Genomic DNA, 24998 nt, shown 5'->3' with positions numbered 1-24998 from the left:
CGCACCGAAGTGCGCCTTTTTATCGCGGGTCGCCAAATTAATCGTGCGCGACCGCGCTCTCAATTGTCAGACGCACATCGCTTGTCACTAACTCCGCCAGCATCTGCCACATCATATGACTACGTTCTGCATCTGCATCACCTTTGTCACTGATATAGCCTTCATCGCGCAGCGTCAGTACCAATGCGGTAAACACCGCTTTATCGAAGAACTCCGGCGCGTTGATACCGTGCAGCACTGAGAGACGTTGAGCCAGCGTGCGGCTCTCTTTCTCCAGCGTGCCACGGTTGATCGCCGGTTTCGCGCTGAGAATGGCGAAGGTAATTGCAAAGCGCTGCAACGTTTCACGAATACCCGCTGCCAGCAGCTGCAATGAACGATGACGTGCCGGGCTCATTTTGAGCTGGCCATCCTGCAGTGTAATCAGCCCCTGACGCGCCATTTCTACGCACAGTGCATTCAGCAGGGCGGGCAGCTCAGCATTATCCCAACGCAGGAACAACTCGCTCTTCAGCATTGGATACACCAGGCTAACCTGGCGCAGCAACTCTGCTTCGCTGATTTCACGATGCTGCTGCACGATGGCGGCGATCAACGATGGCATCACCAGCATATGATGGATATTGTTACGGTAGTAAGTCATCAGCACCGCCTGCTCGCGCGGCAGAATGATGATGTCGCCAATGTTGTCTTGCTCAGTCTCGAACTTGTTCATGCCCATGGCGTGATCAAGCAGTGCTTCGGCGCTCATATCCGGCACGGTTGCTTCCGGCGAATAGGGCACGTTACGCAGCAGTTGGGTGTAGCACTCCAGCTGCTCAATCAACTGTTCGCGAGTGAGTGAACGCTGACGTGAGGCCAGTAGCGCGGTGACGCACAGGTTCATGGCATTCGCGGCACCGGCTTCGTTGATGCGCACCATCAGCTTCGCCGCAATGTCATTTACGGCTGGCGTCATCCAGGCTGGACGTTGGGGTTCGATAGGATCGATCGCATCACGCCATTCCGGCACGTTTTTGTTCAGATAGTTCATCAAGGGCAGCGGTTCGCCAAAGTTGACGTAGCCCTGACCAAGATTGCGCAGCTTACGTAAGCCGCGCACCATCTGCAGGAAACTCTCTTTCTCTTTGGCCGCGCCACGCAGTTCTTTCGCGTAAGTGCCCACTTCCATCACGTGCTCATAACCAATATAAATTGGCACGAAAGTGATGGGACGGCTGCCGCCGCGCAGCATGGCTTGCAGCGTCATTGATAGCGTGCCGGTTTTCGGATCCAACAATCTACCGGTACGCGAGCGGCCGCCTTCCACAAAATATTCCACCGAGTAACCACGGCTAAACAGTTCGCCGAGATATTCACGGAACACGGTGGAATAAAGTTTATTGCCCTTGAAGGTACGACGAATAAAGAACGCGCCAAGACGACGGAAAATCGGGCCCGCAGGCCAGAAGTTCAGGTTGATACCCGCAGCAATGTGCGGCGGCACCAGGCCTTGATGATATAGCACGTAGGAAAGCAACAAATAGTCCATATGGCTGCGGTGGCAGGGCACATAAACAATCTCATGTCCATCCTGCGCCAGCTGACGTACGCGCTCGCCACCGTGAACGTTGATGCCTTGATACAGCCGGCTCCACAGCCAGCCCATCACGCGGTCAGTCACTTTAATCGCTTCGTAGGAGAAGTTTGCCGCCACTTCTTCCATCATTTCGATGGCGTTCTGCTGGGCTTTCTCATGTGAGATCTTTTTGCTGCGCGCCTCATCTTCTACCGCTTTTTCAATCGCCTTGGATTGCAACAGCTTGTTGAAGAGATCCTGGCGTGCAGGCAGACGTGGACCCACCGCGGCCAGACGCTGGCGAGCAAAATGAATGCGCGCGACACGCGCCAGCTTCTGTGCAATCGACTTATCAGTGCCGTGTTCGGTCGCCATCTGACGTAACGAAACGGTTTGCGAGAAGCGGACAAAGCTATCGCGACCGTGCCACAAAATGGCGAAGAATTTCTGTACGCCATTTAGAACGCGCAGATGCGGTGTGGATTCACCTGATGTTTCACGTCCCGGCGCGCGGCCAAACATCACCGCGACCGGCAACATTTGTACATCGAGCTGCGGGTTGCTGCGGTGTAAATCCAGATAATCGTGGAACAGCTTTACCGATTCGGGATTGGCCACGAAATAGGGAATAACGCGTGGGCCATCGTGAATAAACACGTGGCGCGGCAGCAAGGTGCCATCGATCTCTAGCGGAGCCAGCGGATCGGGCAAATCGTGTTTCAGACATTGTGCACGAAGTGTGAGCAAGTCAGCCTTTGAATCATAAGGCAAAACATACATCACTGGACGTGTCGGATCGATTCCGTGTTCAGAGATAGGATCGGTCGGAATGACCTTACTTTTTACCAAAATAGAGAGTGGTAAATTCAATAATTTGTAATAGAGTTTACGCCAACCTGACATAGACAACTTAAAGCCTCTTGTTAGCAAAGCGCGGCAAGCATACCAGAAAGTGCAGCGAAGATCTGTGGCTCTGCCACCTCATACTGCCCACACATTGACGTCAAAATAGATCAAGGGTTCCATAAACATGGCAAATAACGTCACCGGTATTGTAAGAATAGTGAAAGCAGCCGGTTATTCCTGGCAGGGGCTGCGTGCCGCATGGCAGCACGAGGCGGCATTCCGCCAGGAAGCGATAGCCGCGCTGGTGGCGATTATCGTGGCATGTTGGCTGGATGTAGACGCCATTTCCCGCGTGCTGATGATTGGCTCCGTGGTACTGATTGTCATTGTCGAAATCCTTAATAGTGCCATTGAATCCGTCGTTGACCGCATTGGCCAGGAGCAACATCCCTTATCAGGGCGCGCCAAAGATATGGGCTCGGCTGCGGTATTGCTGACTATCTTACTGGCTCTTTTTGTTTGGATCGTGCTGCTCTGGACGCATTTGAGATAGCCATTCCAGATTCATCAAACCGCTGATTTTTCCCTCTGTTACGGTTTTCATTTCGCCAATACCTGTATATACTCACAGCGACTGTATAAACAACCAGGGGGCGGGATGAAAGCGTTAACTGCACGGCAGCAACAGGTCTATGACCTGATTCGCGACCATATTAACCAGACGGGCATGCCGCCAACGCGTGCGGAAATTGCTGCGCAACTGGGATTTCGCTCGCCCAATGCTGCTGAAGAGCATCTGAAAGCGCTGGCGCGTAAAGGCGTAATTGAAATTGTTTCCGGCGCATCGCGCGGGATTCGCTTATTAATGGAAGAAGAGCCGAGCGAAGGCTTGCCATTAATTGGTCGTGTCGCTGCGGGCGAGCCGCTGCTGGCACAGGAGCATATTGAAGCGCACTATCAGGTGGATGCAAACCTGTTCAAACCCAGCGCGGATTTCCTGCTGCGTGTGAGCGGTATGTCGATGAAAGACATCGGTATTATGGATGGCGACTTGCTGGCGGTGCATAAAACGCAGGAAGTGCGTAACGGACAGGTGGTCGTAGCGCGCATTGATGACGAAGTCACGGTCAAACGCTGGAAAAAGCAGGGCGCGATTGTCCATCTTCTGCCGGAAAATAACGATTTCCAACCGATTGTGGTAGATACCCGCGAGCAATCACTGACCGTTGAAGGTCTGGCCGTTGGGATCGTGCGTAACGGCGAATGGCTCTGATTCGTTCCTGATTCCCTCCTACTGCGGCGGCGTATGCTGCGCTGGCCGCAGTCTGCTAGTTTCTTCTTTTTGACATTTTCTGCGGCACTGTCGGGCGCAATCACGCTGGTTACCGCAAATAACGGAATGGGCTGATGCAGCTGTTTTCCCCTTCAGATAAAGCGCTTTGGCGGCTGGCACTGCCGATGATCCTCTCTAACATCACCGTTCCATTGTTGGGCGTGGTGGATACTGCCGTTATTGGTCATCTCGATAGCCCGATTTATCTTGGGGGCGTCGCCGTGGGTACCACGGCAACCAGTTTTATCTTTATGCTCCTGCTGTTTCTGCGCATGAGTACTACTGGCCTTACCGCGCAGGCGTTTGGTGCCAATGACAAAACGGCGCTGGCACGCGCCCTGACCCAACCGCTGTTGATTGCTTTGGTTTTTGGTTTGCTATTTATGGTGCTGCGAACGCCGGTAAGCAGTTTGGCAGCCGCATTAATGGGCGGCAGCCCAGAAGTGCAGCAGCAGGCCAAAATTTTCATTGAGATTCGCTGGCTTAGCGCGCCCGCCACCTTGGCTAATCTGGTTATTCTTGGTTGGCTGTTAGGCGTGCAGTATGCGCGTGCGCCGATGGTATTGCTTATCGTCGGGAATCTGGTGAATATCCTGCTCGACCTTTTATTTGTCCTTCAGCTGCATTGGGGAGTGGCCGGTGCAGCGGCGGCAACGGCGCTGGCTGAATATGTCACGCTGGGAGTAGGTTTGTGGATGGTGGCGCGCGTACTCAAACTGCGCGGTATTCATTTCGCTCTACTAAAAAGCAGCTGGCGTGGCGATGCCGCGCGGTTGTTCCGTCTTAATCGCGACATCATGCTGCGCTCATTAATGCTTCAAATCTGCTTTGCATCCCTGACCATTCTGGGGGCGCGCATTGGTCCTGATGTGGTGGCGGTTAATGCCGTATTGCTGATGTTCCTCACTTTTACCGCCTACGCGCTAGATGGCTTTGCTTATGCGGTTGAAGCCTGCTCGGGTGAAGCGGTAGGCGCGAAAGATCGCAGTCGATTAATACTTATCTGGCACGCGGCCTGCCGTCAGGCCTGTTTTGTCGCCGCATTATTTGCCCTGATTTATGCGTTCACGGGGCCGCAGATTGTGGCCATGCTGACATCACTGGAAGCGTTGCGTGAAATGGCCGACAGATATCTCATCTGGCAGGTGATATTGCCGTTGATAGGCGTCTGGTGTTATCTGCTGGATGGCATGTTTATTGGTGCGACGCGTGGTCGTGAGATGCGTAACAGCATGATGATAGCCGCCATGGGTTATGGCCTGACGCTGCTAACATTGCCCTGGCTTGGTAACCACGGTTTATGGCTGGCGATAACGGTATTCCTGGCGCTACGAGGGGTGACGCTGTGGCTGATGTGGCGCGGTCATTGGCAGCGCGACAGCTGGTTTAATGCCTGAATAAGCGAAGCGTAACCTACAGATTAATCTGTAATTTCCTGCAAACTTCGAAGCGGCAACTATAATTAACTCATACGGCGCAGATGAATAGCGCATCGTGTGGGTATGTTCTTTGATATACAGAGAATGTATCCGTCTCACTCAGGATGAAGTGGAGGATTATTATGAATAAAGACGAAGCTGGTGGAAACTGGAAGCAGTTCAAAGGGAAAGTGAAGGAGAAGTGGGGCAAGCTTACGGATGATGATATGACCGTGATCGAAGGTAAACGCGATCAGCTTGTCGGTAAAATCCAGGAACGCTACGGTTATGCGAAAGATCAGGCAGAGACCGAAGTGAAAGACTGGGAAAGCCATAACAAAGATTACCGCTGGTAATCGACGTCTTATTAAGGACGATGCTCCTACCCACCGATCATTATGATCGGGTCGGCACAAGGAAGTGCCAATTAAGCCTTTCTCACCCGCTTTTTACTCTCACTCTGATGGTCGTGTTCGCAACTATCATGCCGCGTACAAGCCGCAACTTCCGTGCAATTCTCGCATAAGCCATGTGCTTCAATCACCGTATGACGCAGTGAAAACCCCGCCTGATCTGCCAGTGTCGCAATGGTTTTTTCTACGCCATGTGCATGCTTTTCACTTACCGCCGCGCAGCCATCACACACCAGCATCACAGAAGTGTGCGCGGGTTCGTCGAAATGGTGGCAAACCACATAGCTATTATTCGATTCCACGCGGTGAATGAATCCCTGCTCCAGCAGAAAATCCAGTGCACGATAAATCGTGGGCGGTTTGGCTTGAGGTTCACTGACGCGTAGCTGATCCAGCAGGTCGTAAGCGCTAATTGATCCATTTTGCTCAGCCATCAGACGCAATACTTCAGCGCGCTGAGTAGTAAGGCGCACGCCGCGGTCAAGGCAGAGTGATTCAGCCTGGGTAAGCAGCTGTTCGGGCGTGAGGTTAGACATGAGCATTCTCCGGGTTGCAGGTTATGTTATTTTATCACACAATTTTTTCTACTGCTGTTATTGCTTTTTTAAGCGTGTTTTCTGCTAAAAAAACCGGTTAATCAATTTGTTACCGTTCCACTTTGTATCATCCTTCAGTTTTTGCCCATTTTCCCGATGTAAACCACTATGTAGCCAAGGCAACGGCTGCTGGGATTTTGCTTTGCAACTCACCAGGTTAGCGTCTATGGTTCAAAAGGTCTTAAGTAATTTCTGGTATCAATTTAAACACTGTTAATCTTTCTGCATAAAAACACAGCGGAATGGTGTGAAAGCATCCAATTCTGCGAATAGCAGTGCTATTTCCTTTCAATTCACAGCAATGAAGCGTTAGCCATGGTTCAGAATAGCGGCTAACTAAACTGTTCCGTCGGTGAGTGGCTCAGCGACATTTCAAAGGTGATGGCAGGCTCATGGTGAAGACACTATTCAGGCACAAAAAAGTTGCTTATCTTGTTGGTTTGAATGCGGTATTTATTTCTTCTTCAGCTTTAGCAGCAGGCACATGGTATGACGCGCGCAATGATGCCATGGGAGGAACGGGCGTAGCTTCTTCCACCTGGAGTTCTGCGGTGCTGGCTAACCCAGCATTGATGACGAAAGCTCAGCCGGAAGATAACGTCAGCATCATTTTCCCTTCAGCTGGCGCACAGGTTACTGACAAAGACAAATTGATCGACCGCGTTGATGACATCACGGATAGTGTCGATCGTTATCAGGACGTGATTGATAACCTCACCTTTGCGGATTACCTCAATGGTTATCCGCAGCTGAAAGCGGCTGCAGGTGATGTGGCTAACCAGCTTAGCGATCTTCGCGGCAATAAAGCCAATGGAACTGCGGGTGTGGCGCTGGCCGTCACCGTTCCCAATGAAACCTTACCTTTTGCGTTTATCACTAAGGCCTATGGAACTGCGCACGTACGTGCCAACATCGCGGATAGCGACATCGCCTATCTGCGTGGTGTTGCTAACGGTACCGTTATTCCTGTGCCGGGCGATGAGGACAAATTGCGTTCCAGCGCTAACGGCCTGGCGGCGTTAATCACCGATTATGGTGTATCAGTGGCGCATGAGTTCTCTATTGCCGGCCATCCGGTTTCTGTTGGTATCACGCCAAAACTGCAGAAAACCTGGCTGTATAACTACACCGCCAGTATCTATAACTACGACAAGAGCGACATCAACAGCAGCCGTTATCGCAGCAGCGATACCGGGTTTAACGTGGATGCCGGTGTTGCCACTGATTTTGCTGATAACTGGACTTTCGGTGTGACGGGGCAGAACTTAATCTCGCGTGATATCGATACTAAAGAAGTAAACGGTTATCGCGATACCTATCAAATTCGTCCGCTGGTCACGACTGGCCTCGCGTGGAATAACGGGCCGTTTACCCTGGCGGGTGATGTTGACCTGACAGAAACCAAGCGCTTCAAATCAGAAGAGTCCAGCCAGTATGCCGGCGTAGGTGCAGAGTATCGCGTGCTGGATTGGCTGGCGCTGCGCGCCGGTTATCGTGCCGATCTGAAATCGAATGATACCGACGTAGTTACCGCAGGTTTGGGCATATCGCCGTTCAACAATACGGTTCATCTGGATCTGGCCGGTTCAGTGGGCAAAGACAATACCGTGGGTGCAATGTTGCAGCTTGGATTTAACTTCTAATCCTCACTCAACGGTTACTCCTGATAACGGGCGGCTGTGCCGCCCGTTCTGCTGTGATATGATTGCGCAGTTTCTCATCACTTAACTACTGCGGATTTACTGCGTTTCATGACCGATACTTTCTCCTCGCAACGTTTTTCAATTGCCCCGATGCTTGACTGGACCGATCGCCACTGTCGGTATTTTCATCGCAAGCTGAGCGGCGATACCCTGCTGTATACCGAAATGGTGACCACGGGCGCCATCATTCACGGTAAAGGCGACTATTTGGCCTACAGCGAGGATGAACATCCTCTGGCGCTGCAACTTGGGGGCAGCGATCCCGCCGCACTGGCACAGTGCGCCAGACTAGCAGAAGCGCGTGGCTACGATGAGATCAACCTGAACGTCGGTTGTCCCTCGGACCGCGTTCAGAACGGGCGTTTTGGTGCCTGCCTGATGGCGGATGCTGCGTTGGTCGCCGATTGTATTAAAGCGATGCGTGATGTCGTGAGCATTCCGGTAACGGTAAAAACCCGAATCGGCATTGACGAGCAGGATAGTTATGAATTCCTGTGTGATTTTATTGGCACCGTGGCGCAGCAGGGCGGCTGCGATACCTTTATTATCCACGCCCGCAAAGCCTGGCTGTCGGGTTTGAGCCCAAAAGAGAATCGCGAAATTCCGCCGCTGGATTATCCACGCGTTTATCAGCTGAAACGTGATTTTCCAACGCTAACCATGGCGATCAACGGCGGCATAAAAACGCTGGAAGAAGCCAAACTTCATCTGCAGCACATGGATGGCGTGATGATGGGCCGCGAAGCCTATCAGAATCCGGGCATTCTGGCGCAGGTCGACCGCGAGCTGTTTGGTCGTGATGTACCGCAGGTCGATCCGGTAGCGGTGGTGCGTTCGATGTACCCCTATATTGAAGCGGAATTGTCGAAAGGTACGTACTTGGGACACGTCACGCGCCATATGCTCGGCCTGTTCCAGGGCATCCCAGGCGCTCGCCAGTGGCGTCGCTATCTGAGTGAAAACGCCCACAAAACCGGTGCCGATGTGCGGGTGCTGGAAGCGGCGCTAGCCTTAGTTGCGGATAAAATCCCGCAGGAAGCGCTGTAACCCTTGTTGGGTAAGGTCACCATGAAGGGTGTAATGATTGTCAGTTAAGACATGAAAAAACCTAATCACCGAGAGCACACCTTGTAGCGGCGCAATTCATTGCGCGATAAATCGCGCCGCTACGGAAGGTGCGGTAATTTGGTACGGGATCGGGATTACACCATGAAGGGTACCCCTGCGTGGATATAGCTGGGTTTTCGTAGGGTGCGCATTAATGCGCACCAGACAAATAGCACGACAATTCTTGAGATATGGTTTTTTCCACACCACAAGTTGGCTATTTTCAGCACGTGCTCATTCGCCCATGGATCTTCACTTCAATACTTTCAAAGCGTTAGCGCATTTACGAGTTGGCACGCATCTTGTAATACTCCTGAAGTTACTCACACAGGAGCACCTTCGTGGAAATTCTCTTTGTTCTCGGCTTTTTTCTAATGCTGTTACTCACCGGCGTTTCATTGCTTGGTGTTATCGCCGCATTGATTGTTGCTACCGTCTTTATGTTCCTCGGCGGCCTGCTGGCAGTTGTTATTAAATTGTTACCATGGCTGGTGCTGGCGGTTATCACCGTATGGCTCTATCGCGCATTTAACACGCCCTCGGGTGAGGCGAAATTAAACAGGCTGAAAAGAAAAATCAGTAAGTTAGAGAGAAATGGTTGGCGGTAATTGCGGGAAAGATCACAGACTCAGACATTGCTTAGACCAATTTCGCAATTAAACATATTTTTTACTTATGTTTTCTGCCAGGATGATTGGCGTTGTTTCAACACGAATTCATCGCCGCTGTCCCTACACCAGCGCGAACTATAAAAAAGAAAGAAAAAGGGGCTTCCTACGGGAAGCCCCGTTTGCTTTTAGCGATCAGGGAATTAGCAGACTTGAACCCTGTGTTGCACGGCTTTCCAGCACCTGATGCGCACGTACCGCATCGCTTAAGGCAAATTTCTGCTGCTCAGGTACGTTAAGCTGAATTGCCCGGCTGGCGATCAGTGAGAACAACTCATTACTGGCGGCGTCGAGCTCTTCCCGGTTGGTGATATAGCCAAACAGGGAAGGTCGGGTAACGAATAGCGAGCCTTTCTTATTCAGTATGCCGAGATCGATACCGGTCACCGGACCCGAGGCATTACCAAAGCTCACCATCAATCCGTGGCGGCGCAGACTATCCAGCGAAGGTTCCCAGGTATCTTTCCCTACTGAGTCATACACCACCGCGACCTTCTCGCCCTTGGTTAATTCGCTTACGCGTTTCGCAATATCCTCTTCACGATAGTTAATGGTGGCCCAAGCACCCGCATCTTTTGCAATCTGCGCTTTCTCGGCCGAACCCACGGTACCTATCAGGTGTGCGCCCAGCGCTTTCGCCCACTGGCAGGCAATCAAACCGACGCCACCGGCCGCGGCGTGGAACAGGAAGATTTCGTCGGCTTTCACTTTGTAGGTTTGGCGCAGCAGATACTGCACGGTTAAACCTTTGAGGAAAGAGGCCGCGCCTTGTTCAAAGCTGATGCTGTCTGGCAGGATCACCAGGCGGTCTTCTGCCACATTGTGCGCTTCACTGTAGGCACCCAACGTCGCCTGGCAATACACCACGCGGTCGCCTGCTTTGAATCGCGTCACTTTTGATCCCACTCGCTTCACCACACCCGCGGCCTCGGTGCCCAGGCCCGATGGCAACTCCGCTACCGGATACAGGCCGCTACGTACGTAGGTATCAATGTAGTTAATGCCAATCGCCTTATTTTCCACCTGCACTTCATGCTCGGCGGGATCGGCTAACTCGAAATCGGCCCATTGCAGCACTTCTGGGCCGCCGTGTTGGTTGAACTGAATACGCTTTGCCATTCTGACTCCTGTGATTGTTCATCCTGGGACGGTATACTTGCGCGTCCCTTTCACGATCGGTAATGCATTCACTATGGCAGGAAATAAACCCACCAACAAATCGAACGAACCCCGCGATCGGCAGCTGGAAGGCGTGAAAATGCCACCGCATTCCATAGAAGCGGAGCAGTCGGTGCTCGGTGGGTTGATGCTGGATAACCAGCGCTGGGATAACGTCTCAGAACGTGTCGTCGCCAGCGACTTCTTTAACCGCTCGCACCGTTTAATCTTTACGGAAATGCAGCGTTTACTCGAAGCGGGCCAGCCGATTGACCTGATTACGCTCTCAGAATCACTGGAAACACTCGGTGAGCTTGAGATGGCGGGCGGCTTCGCCTATCTGGCCGAGCTGGCAAAAAATACACCAAGTGCTGCCAACATCGGTGCTTATGCCGATATCGTGCGTGAACGAGCGGTAGTACGAGAAATGATCGCGGTGGCGAACCAGATCGCTGATGCTGGTTACGATCCGCAGGGTCGCAGCAGCGAAGATCTGCTCGATTTCGCTGAATCTAACGTCTTCAAAATTGCCGAGCAGCGCGCCAATAAAGATCAGGGCCCGCAGAACATTGAGCAGATTCTGGAAGCGACGGTATCGCGTATTGAATCACTGGTCTCAACGCCGCATGACGGCGTGACCGGTGTTGATACCGGTTATCAGGATTTGAACAAAAAAACCGCCGGATTGCAGGGCTCAGACCTGATTATCGTGGCGGCGCGCCCTTCGATGGGCAAAACCACCTTCGCCATGAACCTGTGCGAAAACGCCGCGATGTTGCAAGACAAGCCGGTGCTGATTTTCAGTCTGGAAATGCCCAGCGAGCAGTTGATGATGCGTATGCTGGCGTCGCTCTCGCGTGTGGATCAGACGCGCATTCGTACCGGCCAGCTGGAAGATGAAGATTGGGCGCGCATCTCCGCGACGATGGGGATTTTGCTCGAGAAGAAGAACATGTTTATTGATGATTCTTCTGGCCTGACGCCCACCGAAGTGCGTTCGCGCGCGCGTCGTATCTTCCGTGAAAACGGCGGGTTGAGCCTGATCATGATCGACTACCTGCAGCTGATGCGTGTGCCGTCGCTGTCGGATAACCGTACGCTGGAGATCGCCGAGATCTCGCGCTCGTTAAAAGCGCTGGCGAAAGAGCTAAATGTGCCGGTTGTTGCCCTTTCACAGCTTAACCGCTCGCTGGAGCAGCGCGCCGATAAACGCCCGGTGAACTCGGATCTGCGCGAATCGGGCTCGATCGAGCAGGACGCCGACTTGATCATGTTTATCTATCGCGATGAGGTCTATCACGAAAACAGCGATCTGAAAGGCATCGCTGAGATCATCCTTGGTAAGCAGCGTAACGGCCCGATCGGTACGGTACGCCTGACCTTTAACGGCCAGTGGTCACGCTTTGATAACTACGCTGGCCCGCAATACGACGACGAATAATCCTTTCTCTGCGCCTGCATGCACGATTTGTGCATGCATTTCACGTCATCAGAAAATAGTGTTGGACAACCCCGCCTTCAATCGGGTTATCTGTAGCAAAGCGCACCCTATAACGCTGTGGAAACAGAATGACTCAGGTAGACGATCACGACCTTAAGATACTGACATTACTACAATCTAATGGCCGCCTTACCAACCAGGAACTCAGTGATTTAGTCGGGCTTTCGGCGTCGCAATGTTCACGCCGCCGCATCAATCTTGAACAGGCGAATCTCATTCTCGGCTATCACGCCCGCCTTTCGCCCGATGCAGTTGGCCTTGGTATGGTGGGATTAATTGAAGTTCGTCTGAAAAATCATACGCCGGATTATGAAGAGAGTTTCCATCGCATGGTGGAAGAAGAAGCCGCTATTGTTGATGCCTTCAAAACCACCGGCGATGCAGATTATTTACTGAAAGTGGCGGTGGCCGATTTAGCGTCGTTAAGCGCGCTGATTAGCCAGCTAGTGGCGGGGCATCAAAGCGTCGCGCACGTTAAAACATCCGTGGTTTTAAGCCGCTTAAAAGAGAACGGTTTGATGATCATCCCCCAGCACAAAACGCGCCAAAAAAGTGCATGATGTGCTAATCTGGTGCGATAATTGCCGAGTTAATGCAAAAAACGCGCATCAGAAAATAGATTTGTGCATAAGTTGATGGTTTATCCTTAATAGATGCACAAAAACCTGCAATAAAGCGCCTTAGTTATCAATTGGATAATCACTGGCACCCATCGGTGGTGACAAAACGTCGCCGATGTGGTGCGTTTTTTGCATTTGACGGGCATCATTTGCAATGAGATTAACCCATGGATAACGTTGTACAACCGACCAAAGTTCCCCATTCGCTGATTGAAGATGCGCTGGCAATTGTCCTTGGCACGCTGATGGTGTCGTTTGGCGTGATTATGCTGAAACAGGCGGGCGCGCTGACCGGTAGCTCGGCAGGTATTGCCTTCTTGATTAGCTACCTGACGCCGCTCTCCTTCGGCAGCGCGTTCTTCCTCATCAATCTGCCTTTTTACTGGCTGGCCGTGCGCCGCATGGGCTGGGAATTCACGCTAAAAACTTTCTGTGCTGTGGGCCTTGTGTCGCTGTTTACGCATCTGCATCCTCTCTTTGTGCATTTTTCTGCGCTAAATCCGTTTTATGCGACACTGTTCGGTAACGTGGTGATGGGCATTGGGTTTATAGTGTTGTTCCGTCACAAAGCCAGCCTTGGCGGCATCAATATTTTGGCGCTCTGGTTGCAGGACCGTATCGGGCTGCGAGCCGGGAAATTGCAAATGGCGGTGGATACCTGCGTGGTGCTGGCCTCGCTGTTTGTGGTATCAATGCCGATGCTGTTGGCCTCAATTGCGGGCGCGGTGATCCTTAATCTCATCATCGCAATGAATCATCGTCCCGGCCGTTACATGGTTTGATGACGCATCATTACCTCACCTCATACTTAAGAACAATCATGGAGATCTGCACCGTGTTTCAAAACGTTGATGCCTATGCCGGCGATCCGATTCTGTCGCTGATGGAAACCTTCAAACAAGATCCGCGCGATAACAAAGTCAATCTGAGCATTGGTCTTTATTACAACGAAGCGGGCATCATTCCTCAGCTGCAGGCGGTTGCCGCAGCGGAAGAGCGCTTGCAGGCACAGCCACATCAGGCATCGCTGTATCTGCCGATGGAAGGTTTGAACGCGTACCGTAATGCCATTGCGCCGCTGCTGTTTGGCAAAGAACATCCCGTGCTGAAAGCGGGGCGGATTGCCTCAATCCAGACGCTGGGTGGTTCAGGCGCGCTGAAAGTCGGTGCCGATTTCCTGAAACGTTACTTCCCCCATTCAAACGTGTGGGTGAGCGATCCAACGTGGGAAAACCACATCGCGATCTTTAACGGTGCCGGTTTCGAGGTGAATACTTACCCGTGGTATGACGCGGAAACCAACGGCGTACAGTTTGAGGCGTTCATTGCCAAACTGAAAAGGTTGCCGAAGCAATCCATCGTGCTGCTGCATCCATGCTGCCACAACCCAACCGGCGCCGATCTGACTAACGCGCAGTGGGATGAAACCACCGACGTACTTAAAGCGCAGGAGTTGATTCCGTTCCTCGATATCGCGTACCAGGGTTTTGGTGCGGGAATGGAAGCGGATGCCTATGCGATTCGCGCGATTGCTGCAGCCGGTCTGCCTGCGCTGGTCAGCAACTCGTTCTCTAAAATCTTCTCACTTTACGGCGAGCGCGTTGGCGGACTTTCTATCGTCTGCGACAGCGCCGAAGAGTCTGTGCGCGTACTCGGCCAGCTGAAAGCCACCGTACGCCGTAACTACTCCAGCCCACCCAACTTTGGCGCGCAGGTGGTTTCATGCGTACTGAACGACGAAGCGCTGCTGACCAACTGGCTGGCTGAAGTGGAAGCGATGCGTCTGCGCATTATCGAAATGCGTCAGGCGCTGGTGGAAGTATTACGCGCTAAGCTGCCGGGGCAAAACTTTGATTACCTGCTGAAGCAGCGCGGTATGTTCAGCTATACCGGCTTGAGCGCCCAGCAGGTTGATCGCCTGCGCGATGAGTTTGGTGTGTATCTGATTGCCAGCGGCCGCATGTGCGTTGCGGGTCTTAACAGCCGTAACGTCAATCAGGTGGCCGAAGCCTTTGCTGCGGTGATGTAACGCCTTTTCTGCTGTTGAAAAACCGCCAGCCTGAGGTTGGCGGTTTTTTTATAACTTTTTTGTTATGTATAAACGGGACCGGTCTCGTTAGATCTTAATTTCTTGAATGTAAAGATGCTCGCGCCGACAGCGGCCGTACGCGACAACCTGTTGCGAACGCATACATACAAGGAAGCATGCTTATGACCCGGACAGCCCGTTCTTATTTACTCAATCCATTGGCTTGTGCTCTTGCCTTAGCCTTCTCACTTCCAGCTTTCAGTACCGAATTAACGCGCGACAATGGCGCTCCAGTAGGTGATAACCAGAACTCACAAACCGCAGGCGATCAAGGCCCTGTGCTGCTTCAGGATGGGCAGTTGATCCAGAAGCTGCAGCGCTTTGACCGTGAACGTATTCCCGAGCGTGTCGTCCACGCACGCGGCACGGGTGCTCATGGTGAGTTCCGTGCCAGCAAAGACATCAGCGATTTGACGATGGCTGAAGTGTTCAAGCCAGGCAGCGTGACGCCAGTCTTTGTGCGCTTCTCATCCGTGGTTCACAGCAAACATTCGCCGGAAACACTGCGCGATCCGCGTGGTTTCGCCACGAAGTTTTATACCAGCCAGGGCAACTGGGATTTGGTTGGCAATAACCTGCCGGTGTTCTTCATCCGCGATGCGATTAAATTCCCGGATATGGTCCATGCTTTCAAGCCCGATCCGCGTAGCAACCTTGATAACGATGCGCGCACCTTTGATTTCTTTTCCCACGTCCCGGAAGCTACGCACGCCTTAACCATGCTGTTCTCCAACATGGGCACGCCGGCTAACTATCGTCAAATGGACGGCAACAGCGTCCATGCCTATAAGTTCGTCAACGCGAAAGGCGAAGTGCACTATGTGAAGTTCCACTGGAAGACGCTGCAGGGCGAGAAAAACCTCGATCCAGGTGAAGTTGCCGCCATTCAGAGTACCTCTTACAGCCATATGACTGAAGATCTGGTCACGGCGATTAACAACAAAGCCTTCCCGAAGTGGGATCTCTACATTCAAACCATCAAAGCCAGCGATCTCGATAAATACGATTTCAACCCGCTGGACGCGACTAAAATCTGGCCGGGCATTGCCGAAGTGAAGATCGGTCAGATGGAGTTGAATCGCAACGTTGATAACTTCTTCCAGGAGACCGAGCAGGTGGCGATGGCGCCGTCAAACCTGGTTCCGGGCATTGAAGCGTCTGAAGACCGCTTGCTGCAGGGACGTCTGTTCTCCTACGCCGATACGCAGATGTATCGCGTGGGTGCTAATGGCCTGAGCCTGCCGGTTAACGCGCCGCGCGTGCCGGTCAGCAACGGCAATCAGGATGGCGCGATGAACAGCGTTCAAGCCGATGATCATGGTGTTAACTATCAGCCAAGCCGCATTTATCCTCGCGAGGAGCTGCAAAGCGCACGTTACAGCCACACTCCACTGAGCGGAAGCACGCAGCAGGCGATCATCGCGAAAACCCAGAACTTCAAGCAGGCTGGCGAGCTGTATCGTTCGTTTAGCGATAAAGAGAAAACCGATCTGGTTAACTCGCTTGGCGGCGCGCTGAAAGGTGTTGATGTGCAAAGCCGCGCCATTATGCTGTCGTTTTTCTATAAAGCCGATAAAGAGTACGGCACGCGCCTGGCGGCGATCACCAAAGATGACGTTGGCAGCATCAAAGCGCTGGCAGACAAGCTGAACGACTAATCTTCTGGCGGCAGACATCACGCTCTGCCGCTTTTTCCTTCCTGCAGGGTTTACCTTTCGCTGACATGCTGCACACTTAAACGGTGTATTTCATTTAGGGATTCTGGCATGTGGTATCAACAAACGCTTACGCTTGACGCCAAAACGCGTGGTTTTCATCTGGTCACTGATGAGATTATCGACCAGCTTAACGTCTTATCCGATGTGCGCGTCGGCCAATTGCATCTCTTGCTGCAACACACATCGGCCTCTTTGACGCTGAATGAGAATTGCGATCCCACGGTGCGCAGCGATATGGAGCAGCATTTCTTACGCCAGGTTCCAGAAAACGCGCCTTATCAGCACGACTACGAAGGGGCTGACGACATGCCCGCGCATATCAAATCTTCGCTGTTGGGTGTTTCACTGCTGATCCCGATTAATCGTGGTCGCCTGCTGCTGGGAACGTGGCAGGGGATTTGGCTCGGCGAACATCGCGTACACGGCGGTGCGCGGCGCATCGTGGCGACCTTACAAGGGGAATAAAACATGAATACTTCGGATCTACTGACTTACTGCATGGCCAAGCCGGGCGCAGAGCAGAGCTACAAAGAGCAGTGGCAGGCGACGCAAATCAAAAGCGAGGGCGTGCTTTTCGCCATGCTGTACGAGGTGAAGGGGCGCCCAGCGTTATCGCTGAAGGCTTCTCCGGCGCTGGCGGAGTTATTACGCGAGGAACATAGCGATGTGTTTCCTAGCGAGCATTTGAACAAGTCGCACTGGAGCACGTTGTGGCTAGATGGTTCGCTGAAAGATTCGCAAATTTACTATCTGGTGGATGCGTCCTGGCAACAGGCTGACGCCACGCGCGAAGCGGGCGTCAACCATGACGAAAACTGAGGCGAATTACGCCGCAGATTCCTCACGCAGGGTGTTGATATCAATCACGAAGCGATATTTCACGTCGCTTTTCAGCATACGTTCGTAGGCTTCGTTGATTTGGTTCATCGCGATCAATTCGATATCGGAAGTGATACCGTGCTTGCCGCAGAAATCCAGCATCTCCTGGGTTTCAGCGATGCCACCAATCAGTGAGCCGGCGACGCTGCGACGTTTGAAGATCAGGTTAAATACCTGCGGTGCCGGGTGATCGTGCTCCGGCGCGCCGACCAGCGTCATGTTGCCATCACGCTTCAGCAGGGTGATGAACGGATTAAGGTCGTGCTGTGCCGCCACGGTATTCAGAATGAAGTCAAAGCTATTGGTGTGCTGTGCCATCTGATCGGCATCTTTCGAAATCACCACTTCATCAGCGCCCAGGCGCTTACCATCTTCAATTTTTGATGGTGAGGTAGTGAACAGCACCACGTGTGCGCCCATCGCGTGCGCCAGTTTCACGCCCATGTGACCAAGACCGCCCAGGCCGACGATGCCCACTTTTTTACCCGGGCCGACGTTCCAGTGGCGCAGCGGCGAGTAAGTGGTGATGCCAGCACACAGCAGCGGCGCAACGCCCGCCAGGTCGAGATTTTCAGGTACGCGCAGCACGAAGCTTTCATCTACCACCATGTTGGTGGAGTAACCGCCGTAGGTAATCGCACCTGTTTGGCGATCTTCACCGTTATAGGTGCCAACGAAGCCGTTTTCGCAATACTGCTCCAGCCCTTCCTGACAGCTTGGACAGCTGCGGCAGGAATCGACCATACAGCCAACGCCGACCAAATCACCCACTTTGTAGTTGTGCGTGTGCGCACCAACGGCCGTTACGCGACCCACGATTTCATGGCCTGGCACTACCGGGAAAACGGTGTTGCGCCATTCGTTGCGGGCGGTATGTAGATCAGAGTGGCAGACGCCACAGTACAACACTTCAATCTGCACATCATGATCGCGCAGTTCGCGTGGCTTAAAGTCGAACGGAGCGAGTTTTGCTTTCGCGTCCTGTGCGGCATAGGCATGCGTAATATTCATGGTGTCTCCAGTAGGATGTGTCGTGAGATTTTTGCGGGATCCCGTTCAGTACATGGAAGGGATAAAAGGGCGTAAGGACGCCAAAAGGAACGTTGTAAGGATAGTCAGCAGGATGAAAAGCGTATATGCCTGAAGTTGTCTGATTCTTGCCTGTTCCTGCATTTCGCGGCGGAAATCGACACTAAAAATAAGGCCCGCGCTGGCGGGCCTTAGAGAAATTTACTTCTTCAACATAGGTTTAAGGAAGCGGGCGGTATGCGAGCGTTCACACTCCGCTACCGTTTCTGGCGTGCCCGCAATCAGGATTTCACCGCCACCGCTGCCGCCTTCCGGGCCGAGATCGACAATCCAGTCTGCGGTTTTGACCACGTCGAGATTGTGTTCAATCACCACGATGGTGTTGCCCTGATCGCGCAGCTGATGCAGCACTTCCAGCAGCTGCTGGATATCGGCAAAGTGCAGACCGGTGGTTGGCTCATCAAGGATGTACAACGTCTGGCCAGTGCCGCGTTTTGACAGCTCACGCGCCAGCTTAACGCGCTGGGCTTCACCGCCAGAGAGCGTGGTCGCTGACTGACCGAGACGGATATACGACAGGCCAACATCAATCAGCGTTTGCAGCTTACGCGCCAGCGCCGGCACCGCATCGAAGAACTCACGTGCTTCTTCAATGGTCATGTCCAACACTTCGTGGATGCTCTTGCCTTTGTATTTAATCTCCAGCGTTTCGCGGTTATAGCGTTTGCCTTTGCACTGGTCGCACGGTACGTAGATATCGGGTAAGAAGTGCATTTCTACTTTGATCACGCCGTCGCCCTGGCAGGCTTCACAGCGTCCGCCGCGCACGTTGAAGCTGAAGCGGCCCGGATTATAACCGCGTGAACGCGCTTCCGGTACACCAGCGAACAGCTCGCGCACTGGCGTAAAAATGCCGGTATAGGTCGCGGGATTCGAACGCGGCGTACGGCCAATCGGGCTCTGATCGATATCGATCACTTTATCGAAATGTTCCAGACCGGCGATCTCACGATAAGGCGCCGCTTCGATGGTGGTTGCACCGTTAAGCTGGCGCTGTGCAATCGGGAACAAAGTATCGTTAATCAGCGTTGATTTGCCGGAGCCGGATACGCCAGTGATGCAGGTGAATAATCCTACCGGGATTGTCAGCGTGACATCTTTAAGGTTATTGCCGCGCGCACCGGTGAGTTTCAGCACTTTAGTGGGATCGCCTTTCACGCGCTCTTTAGGGATGGCGATTTCGCGTTTGCCGCTCAAGAACTGGCCGGTAAGCGATTGTTCATTGGCCATAATCGCATGGACATCGCCTTCCGCCACCACCTGACCACCATGCACGCCTGCGCCTGGTCCAATATCAATAACATGGTCAGCCGCGCGAATCGCATCTTCATCGTGCTCAACCACAATCACCGTATTGCCCAGATCGCGCAGGTGAATCAGCGTGCCGAGCAGCCGCTCGTTGTCGCGCTGATGCAAACCGATAGAGGGTTCATCAAGCACATACATCACGCCCACCAATCCCGCACCAATCTGGCTCGCCAGACGAATACGCTGCGCTTCACCGCCGGACAGCGTTTCCGCTGAGCGCGACATCGACAGGTAATTCAATCCGACGTTTACCAGGAAGCTCAGGCGATCGCCAATCTCCTTAAGGATTTTTTCCGCGATCTGCGCGCGCTGGCCGCTCAGCTTCATATTCGCGAAGAAATCCATCGCATGACCAATGCTCATCTCAGAGATGGTCGGCAGGTTGGTGTCTTCGACAAATACATGGCGCGCTTCACGACGCAGACGCGTGCCTTCACAGCTGGCACAGGCGCGGTTGCTGATAAATTTCGCCAGTTCTTCACGCACCGCATTGGATTCCGTCTCTTTATAACGGCGCTCCATGTTGTGCAGCACACCTTCAAACGGATGGCGACGTACCGAGGTATCGCCCCGATCGTTAATGTATTTGAATTCGATATTTTCTTTGCCTGACCCGTAGAGGATCACCTTGCGCGCGTTGTCGCTCAGGCTGTTGAACGGGGCTTCGACATCGAACTGCAGATGCTCTGCCAGCGAGCGCAGCATCTGGAAGTAATAGAAGTTACGGCGATCCCAGCCGCGGATAGCGCCACCGGCCAACGACAGCTCCGGATTTTGCACCACGCGATCGGGATCGAAATATTGCTGTACGCCCAAACCATCACAGGTTGGACAGGCACCGGCTGGGTTGTTGAACGAGAACAGACGCGGTTCAAGCTCGCGCATGCTGTAGCCACAGATTGGGCAGGCAAAGTTAGCTGAGAACAACATCTCTTCAGCATCGGTATCGTCCATATCCGCAACGATCGCCGTACCACCGCTCAATTCCAGCGTGGTTTCAAACGATTCAGCCAGACGCGTTGCCAGATCGTCGCGCACGCGGAAGCGGTCAATCACCACTTCAATGGTGTGTTTCTTTTGCAGCTCAAGCTTGGGTGGATCGGAGAGATCGCACACTTCACCATCAATACGTGCGCGGATATAACCCTGTGCAGCAAGGTTTTCCAGCGTTTTGGTGTGCTCGCCTTTGCGATCTTTCACCACTGGCGCCAGCAGCATCAGGCGGCGGCCTTCTTCCTGCGACAACACCTGATCGACCATCTGACTGACGGTTTGTGCCGCCAGGGGAACGTCATGATCGGGGCAGCGCGGCTCACCGACACGCGCAAACAGCAGACGCAAATAGTCGTGGATTTCCGTAATCGTGCCGACGGTAGAACGCGGGTTGTGTGACGTTGATTTTTGCTCAATGGAAATGGCGGGCGAAAGACCTTCAATATGGTCAACGTCCGGTTTCTCCATTAATGAAAGAAACTGGCGCGCATAGGCCGACAGCGATTCGACATAGCGACGCTGGCCTTCGGCATACAGCGTATCAAACGCCAGCGAAGACTTACCGGAACCCGATAGACCGGTGACCACAATAAGCTTATCGCGAGGAATGATCAGGTTGATGTTCTTCAAATTATGGGTGCGAGCACCGCGGACTTCGATCTTATCCATTCACCTTTCCCGGATTGAACAACACTCGCCATGCCTTGCCAGCATGACCAGCAGAAACGCATCATTATGGCACAAAAAATAAACTGAATAAATATCCAGTGTTTTTGCTAATATTGGGATAGGGAAAATTTGGAATCCCGCTCTAAAGTGGGCACACAGCAATATGACGTGATACAATTTTTCGCTTAGACTTTTAGCATCAACTCATCGGGAGACAGCAACATGGCCAGTCGTGGCGTAAACAAAGTGATTCTAGTCGGGAATCTGGGTCAGGATCCGGAAGTGCGCTACATGCCAAATGGTGGCGCGGTAGCCAACATTACGCTGGCCACGTCAGAAAGCTGGCGCGATAAGACCACCGGTGAAAACAAAGAGATCACTGAATGGCACCGTGTGGTGCTGTTTGGCAAGCTGGCGGAAGTAGCCGGAGAATACCTGCGTAAAGGTTCTCAGGTTTACATCGAAGGGCAGCTGCGTACCCGTAAATGGACTGACCAGAGCGGCCAGGAAAAATACACCACTGAAGTGGTGGTAAATGTTGGCGGCACCATGCAGATGCTGGGTGGACGTCAGCAGGGCGCGAACGCCGGTGGCGCACCCGCGGGCGGCCAGGGCGGCAATAACAACGGTTGGGGCCAGCCACAGCAGCCACAACAGCAGCCGCAAGGCGGCAACCAGTTCAGCGGCGGTGCTCAGCAGCGTCCACAGCAGCAGAGCGCACCGGCGAACAATGAACCGCCGATGGATTTTGACGACGACATTCCGTTCTAAACGCTCTGCTGAGCGTTATCGGTTTCGTTGCTTTGAAAGCCCCGTCATACGGGGCTTTTTGTTGTCTGGAGAGTCAGCTTTTGATTTACTTGATCAGTCGATGATCGAATGCAAAGGGGAGCTTTTGTACACTCGGTAGAAAGCCCTTAAATGCCGGATGCTGAGGATTCAACACCGCATTGTTTTCCATCGGAATCATGCTTGAGGGAATAATCAGCGCTGCACCTTCCCCCGATTGAAGCCAACCTGTACCTAAATCCATGGTCGAAACCGGAGCTGGATCCTGGCGCCAATCGGCAGGCAAAAAATCTTCAGTAATGTAGGAGACTTCGTCGTCAGGGATCTCAATGCTGAATAAGGTGTACTCATCCAAAATCGACGCATTCGAGGCATGCACCAGCACTTCAAGCGCGGCAAGTGAAACCGAGGTCGCGACATAAAGGGTTGGGTGGCCTTTATGATTCCAGCGGCCACCATACTGTTTCGCACCATTGCCGGTCCAGGCTTCAGAAGCATATTGCGTTTTGATTAGCCGGAAGAAAATCATGAGAAGACGCCATGCTCCAGTCGTCCAATCAAATCAAGCACATCTAATGCGCCGCTTTCCGTTGCCAGCAAGGTAATCGGTGCAACGTTACCTAATCCTTTCACCGGCCGGCTTAACCATTGGGTAGCGTCTTCTTTATTGCCACCAAATAATTGAACGGCAGCATCCATGACACGGACAAAGCGGGCGATACGTTCGCTCTCATCGGGTGACAAGCTTTTACCTGCGCTTTTACGGCGGGCAATATTACGCTCATTGATGCCGGTGACCTTCATGATCTCGGCTCTGCTCATCGCCGACCAATGACGAATGTCGTCGATCACCGCGACCGGTAAGCCTGCCTCGAGCATGCGAGTTAGCTCCAGTCCCCGTGGGGGTAAGCCAGCAAAGCGCCAAAGCGCGTTGTCATGTGATTTGCCATCAGGAATGTAGGCTCGCATAGATTTCTCCAAATCTGACAAATGTCATACTCTATTATTGACACTTGTCAGAAGTTTTCAATAGCAGAACCGTTAATGCGGTCGCCATTCCCGTAATAACGCTTCCGTCTCACGCACCCGCACCGGATTACCCGGCATAATCAAATCGGCCCACACTTCGTTGTGCTGATTGATCTGCTGTTGCGCGGAAACATAAGTGCGGTCGGCGGTGGTGTGCGCATCGGCGGCGACAGTGATGTGATAGCCGAGGCTGGCGCCGACTTTGATGGTGGTATCGACACAGTAATCGGTCGCGCAGCCGCAAATGACGAAGCTGTTAATACCAAATTGGTCGAGCTGAGCGGCGAGGTCGGTTTGCCAAAAGCTGTCGCACGCCGTTTTGTTGACGAAGAGGGCGTTAGCCGGCTGCTGCAGTTCGGGGACAATCGCCCAGCCCTCTGAATCTACCTCTAAGCCTGGGCCCACATGCTGGATGAAAATCACCCGATCGGCGGCGGCGGTTAACTGATTAATGCGTTCGCACCGGCCAGAACGATCAAAGCGCGGCATTGCCAGCACGCCATTTTGCATGTCCACGACCATAACTACTCGATTAGCCATCGTTATCTCCTTTTCAGTCCTTTGAGTGTCCGGTGAATACGTGAAGAGGTAAAGCAAATCCGTTTTGCATTTATCGGCATCCCCGCGCATGCTTATAATCGCTTTTAATCTGGAGGTGGGTTGTGAAGGTGGTTCCTGACGTTTTTCCTTGTGAGCAAGATCGGGCGCAGTTTCAGCATTTCGCTGAGCTGCCAGGCATTGAGCTTTATCAGGCGCACATCTCCCGCTACGCTTTTGAGCCGCATACCCATGAAGCCTTTGGCATCGGCACCATAGAGTCTGGAGCCCAGCGTTTCCGCTATCGTGGTGCCAACTACACCGCGCCCCAACATTCGCTGATAATGATGAATCCCGATGAGCTGCACACCGGTGAATCAGCCTGCGACGACGGTTGGCGTTATCGCATGATCTACATCGATCCGCAGGAAATGGATCGATTAACCGGCGATCGTCACTGGTGGTTCAGCGAGGCGCTACGTACTGATGTGCGTCTGGCACAGCCGTTTTCTCAACTGCTGGCACAGATGTGGCAGGCAGAAACCGCGCTGGAGCGTGAAAGCACGCTGCTCGAACTGCTGGAACTGATGCGTCCACTGGCACGCCAGGGCGAACCGCGACCCGCAGAAGCGACGCATCGCTTTGATGCCGTTCGCGACTATCTGCGCGAAAATCTTGCCGAGCCGGTGCGGCTTGAAGAGCTCGCAGCGCTGGCGTCACTGTCGCCGTGGCATTTTCTGCGCAGTTTCAAACAACACTTTCACGTCACCCCGCATCAAATGCTGATGGCATTTCGCTTGTTCGCGGCCAAACAGCTGCTGGCACGCGGTGAAAGTGCCGCGACGGTTGCGGCATCCGTCGGCCTAACCGATCAGGCCCATCTCACGCGTGCATTCGCCCATCGCTACGGCATCACACCTGGACGCTACCAAAAACAAGTCTTCCATTCGCGCTAACCGCAATCTGCTACAAGCCTT

The 24998-nt window shown here is 53.1% G+C and carries 24 protein-coding genes; 16 read left to right on the top strand and 8 right to left on the bottom strand.

What is annotated here, in order from left to right; all coding sequences use genetic code 11:
* Nucleotides 1-37: 37 nt before the first annotated feature.
* Nucleotides 38-2461, bottom strand: coding sequence for a glycerol-3-phosphate 1-O-acyltransferase PlsB (gene plsB / locus ACIP6T_RS16960; protein WP_400458166.1), 2424 nt, complete (start codon nucleotides 2459-2461; stop codon nucleotides 38-40).
* Between the two features lie 127 nt (nucleotides 2462-2588).
* On the opposite strand from plsB, the gene ACIP6T_RS16955 reads away from it, so the two are divergent.
* From ACIP6T_RS16955 to ACIP6T_RS16940, 4 genes are all read left to right on the top strand, one after another.
* Nucleotides 2589-2957 carry a diacylglycerol kinase gene (locus tag ACIP6T_RS16955; RefSeq protein ID WP_097095230.1) on the top strand — a complete coding sequence of 123 codons (369 nt, stop codon included), beginning with the start codon at nucleotides 2589-2591 and terminating at the stop codon, nucleotides 2955-2957.
* 105 nt (nucleotides 2958-3062) lie between these two features.
* The gene (lexA, locus tag ACIP6T_RS16950; RefSeq protein WP_097095229.1) at nucleotides 3063-3677 is read left to right on the top strand and encodes a transcriptional repressor LexA; all 615 of its coding nucleotides are present in this window, start codon (nucleotides 3063-3065) and stop codon (nucleotides 3675-3677) included.
* A gap of 134 nt (nucleotides 3678-3811) precedes the next feature.
* Nucleotides 3812-5134, top strand: coding sequence for an MATE family efflux transporter DinF (dinF, locus tag ACIP6T_RS16945; RefSeq protein ID WP_400458165.1), 1323 nt, complete (start codon nucleotides 3812-3814; stop codon nucleotides 5132-5134).
* Between the two features lie 164 nt (nucleotides 5135-5298).
* Nucleotides 5299-5511, top strand: coding sequence for a CsbD family protein (locus ACIP6T_RS16940; protein WP_097095227.1), 213 nt, complete (start codon nucleotides 5299-5301; stop codon nucleotides 5509-5511).
* A 71-nt stretch (nucleotides 5512-5582) separates the two neighbouring features.
* On the opposite strand, the gene zur is transcribed toward ACIP6T_RS16940, so the two are convergent.
* Nucleotides 5583-6104: a zinc uptake transcriptional repressor Zur gene (zur, locus tag ACIP6T_RS16935; RefSeq protein ID WP_097095226.1), complete on the bottom strand. Its 522-nt coding sequence runs from the start codon at nucleotides 6102-6104 to the stop codon at nucleotides 5583-5585.
* Nucleotides 6105-6556: 452 nt separating this feature from the next.
* Between zur and ACIP6T_RS16930 the strand changes: the two genes are divergently transcribed.
* From ACIP6T_RS16930 to pspG, 3 genes are all read left to right on the top strand, one after another.
* Complete coding sequence (locus ACIP6T_RS16930) at nucleotides 6557-7807, top strand: conjugal transfer protein TraF (protein ID WP_097095225.1); 1251 nt, start codon at nucleotides 6557-6559, stop codon at nucleotides 7805-7807.
* Between the two features lie 108 nt (nucleotides 7808-7915).
* Entirely contained in the window at nucleotides 7916-8914 is a 999-nt protein-coding gene (dusA, locus tag ACIP6T_RS16925; protein WP_097095224.1) for a tRNA dihydrouridine(20/20a) synthase DusA, read from the top strand.
* Between the two features lie 401 nt (nucleotides 8915-9315).
* Nucleotides 9316-9582 (top strand): envelope stress response protein PspG, encoded by a 267-nt coding sequence (gene pspG, locus ACIP6T_RS16920; protein ID WP_097095223.1) that lies wholly within the window; start codon nucleotides 9316-9318, stop codon nucleotides 9580-9582.
* A 195-nt stretch (nucleotides 9583-9777) separates the two neighbouring features.
* Here the strand turns inward: pspG and ACIP6T_RS16915 are convergent, their stop codons facing one another.
* Complete coding sequence (locus ACIP6T_RS16915) at nucleotides 9778-10761, bottom strand: quinone oxidoreductase (RefSeq protein WP_345827426.1); 984 nt, start codon at nucleotides 10759-10761, stop codon at nucleotides 9778-9780.
* Nucleotides 10762-10834: 73 nt separating this feature from the next.
* Here ACIP6T_RS16915 and dnaB point away from each other — a divergent pair, with 73 nt between their 5' ends.
* The 7 genes from dnaB to ACIP6T_RS16880 all read left to right on the top strand — a co-directional run bounded on the left by dnaB (nucleotide 10835) and on the right by ACIP6T_RS16880 (nucleotide 17547).
* Entirely contained in the window at nucleotides 10835-12241 is a 1407-nt protein-coding gene (gene dnaB, locus ACIP6T_RS16910; RefSeq protein WP_097095221.1) for a replicative DNA helicase, read from the top strand.
* Between the two features lie 128 nt (nucleotides 12242-12369).
* Nucleotides 12370-12861, top strand: a complete 492-nt coding sequence (locus tag ACIP6T_RS16905; RefSeq protein WP_097095220.1) for an Lrp/AsnC family transcriptional regulator — start codon at nucleotides 12370-12372, stop codon at nucleotides 12859-12861.
* A gap of 227 nt (nucleotides 12862-13088) precedes the next feature.
* Nucleotides 13089-13703, top strand: a complete 615-nt coding sequence (locus ACIP6T_RS16900) for a YitT family protein (protein ID WP_097095219.1) — start codon at nucleotides 13089-13091, stop codon at nucleotides 13701-13703.
* Between the two features lie 53 nt (nucleotides 13704-13756).
* Nucleotides 13757-14950, top strand: coding sequence for an amino acid aminotransferase (locus tag ACIP6T_RS16895; protein ID WP_400458164.1), 1194 nt, complete (start codon nucleotides 13757-13759; stop codon nucleotides 14948-14950).
* Nucleotides 14951-15126: 176 nt separating this feature from the next.
* Complete coding sequence (locus ACIP6T_RS16890) at nucleotides 15127-16668, top strand: catalase (protein WP_370659784.1); 1542 nt, start codon at nucleotides 15127-15129, stop codon at nucleotides 16666-16668.
* Nucleotides 16669-16776: 108 nt separating this feature from the next.
* Nucleotides 16777-17193, top strand: coding sequence for a secondary thiamine-phosphate synthase enzyme YjbQ (locus tag ACIP6T_RS16885; RefSeq protein ID WP_097095217.1), 417 nt, complete (start codon nucleotides 16777-16779; stop codon nucleotides 17191-17193).
* A 3-nt stretch (nucleotides 17194-17196) separates the two neighbouring features.
* The gene (locus tag ACIP6T_RS16880) at nucleotides 17197-17547 is read left to right on the top strand and encodes an MmcQ/YjbR family DNA-binding protein (RefSeq protein WP_097095216.1); all 351 of its coding nucleotides are present in this window, start codon (nucleotides 17197-17199) and stop codon (nucleotides 17545-17547) included.
* 6 nt (nucleotides 17548-17553) lie between these two features.
* On the opposite strand, the gene ACIP6T_RS16875 is transcribed toward ACIP6T_RS16880, so the two are convergent.
* Nucleotides 17554-18618 carry an NAD(P)-dependent alcohol dehydrogenase gene (locus ACIP6T_RS16875; RefSeq protein WP_097095215.1) on the bottom strand — a complete coding sequence of 355 codons (1065 nt, stop codon included), beginning with the start codon at nucleotides 18616-18618 and terminating at the stop codon, nucleotides 17554-17556.
* Nucleotides 18619-18837: 219 nt separating this feature from the next.
* Entirely contained in the window at nucleotides 18838-21666 is a 2829-nt protein-coding gene (gene uvrA, locus ACIP6T_RS16870; RefSeq protein WP_097095214.1) for an excinuclease ABC subunit UvrA, read from the bottom strand.
* Nucleotides 21667-21888: 222 nt separating this feature from the next.
* On the opposite strand from uvrA, the gene ssb1 reads away from it, so the two are divergent.
* The gene (gene ssb1, locus ACIP6T_RS16865; protein ID WP_097095213.1) at nucleotides 21889-22437 is read left to right on the top strand and encodes a single-stranded DNA-binding protein SSB1; all 549 of its coding nucleotides are present in this window, start codon (nucleotides 21889-21891) and stop codon (nucleotides 22435-22437) included.
* An 85-nt stretch (nucleotides 22438-22522) separates the two neighbouring features.
* Here the strand turns inward: ssb1 and ACIP6T_RS16860 are convergent, their stop codons facing one another.
* From ACIP6T_RS16860 to ACIP6T_RS16850, 3 genes are all read right to left on the bottom strand, one after another.
* Complete coding sequence (locus ACIP6T_RS16860; protein WP_400458163.1) at nucleotides 22523-22984, bottom strand: RES family NAD+ phosphorylase; 462 nt, start codon at nucleotides 22982-22984, stop codon at nucleotides 22523-22525.
* Nucleotides 22981-23424 (bottom strand): antitoxin Xre-like helix-turn-helix domain-containing protein, encoded by a 444-nt coding sequence (locus ACIP6T_RS16855; protein WP_097095211.1) that lies wholly within the window; start codon nucleotides 23422-23424, stop codon nucleotides 22981-22983. Before ACIP6T_RS16855 ends, ACIP6T_RS16860 begins: the two co-directional genes overlap by 4 nt.
* Before the next feature lie 72 nt (nucleotides 23425-23496).
* Nucleotides 23497-24024, bottom strand: coding sequence for an isochorismatase family protein (locus tag ACIP6T_RS16850; protein WP_097095210.1), 528 nt, complete (start codon nucleotides 24022-24024; stop codon nucleotides 23497-23499).
* 122 nt (nucleotides 24025-24146) lie between these two features.
* On the opposite strand from ACIP6T_RS16850, the gene ACIP6T_RS16845 reads away from it, so the two are divergent.
* Entirely contained in the window at nucleotides 24147-24977 is an 831-nt protein-coding gene (locus tag ACIP6T_RS16845; protein WP_400458162.1) for an AraC family ligand binding domain-containing protein, read from the top strand.
* Nucleotides 24978-24998: the final 21 nt, after the last annotated feature.

The sequence above is a fragment of the Pantoea sp. NPDC088449 genome (genome assembly GCF_044753225.1).
GTDB classification, from domain to species: domain Bacteria; phylum Pseudomonadota; class Gammaproteobacteria; order Enterobacterales; family Enterobacteriaceae; genus Pantoea; species Pantoea floridensis.
Note: the sequence above shows the minus strand (reverse complement) of the source record. Positions and strands in the feature narration are given on the sequence as shown.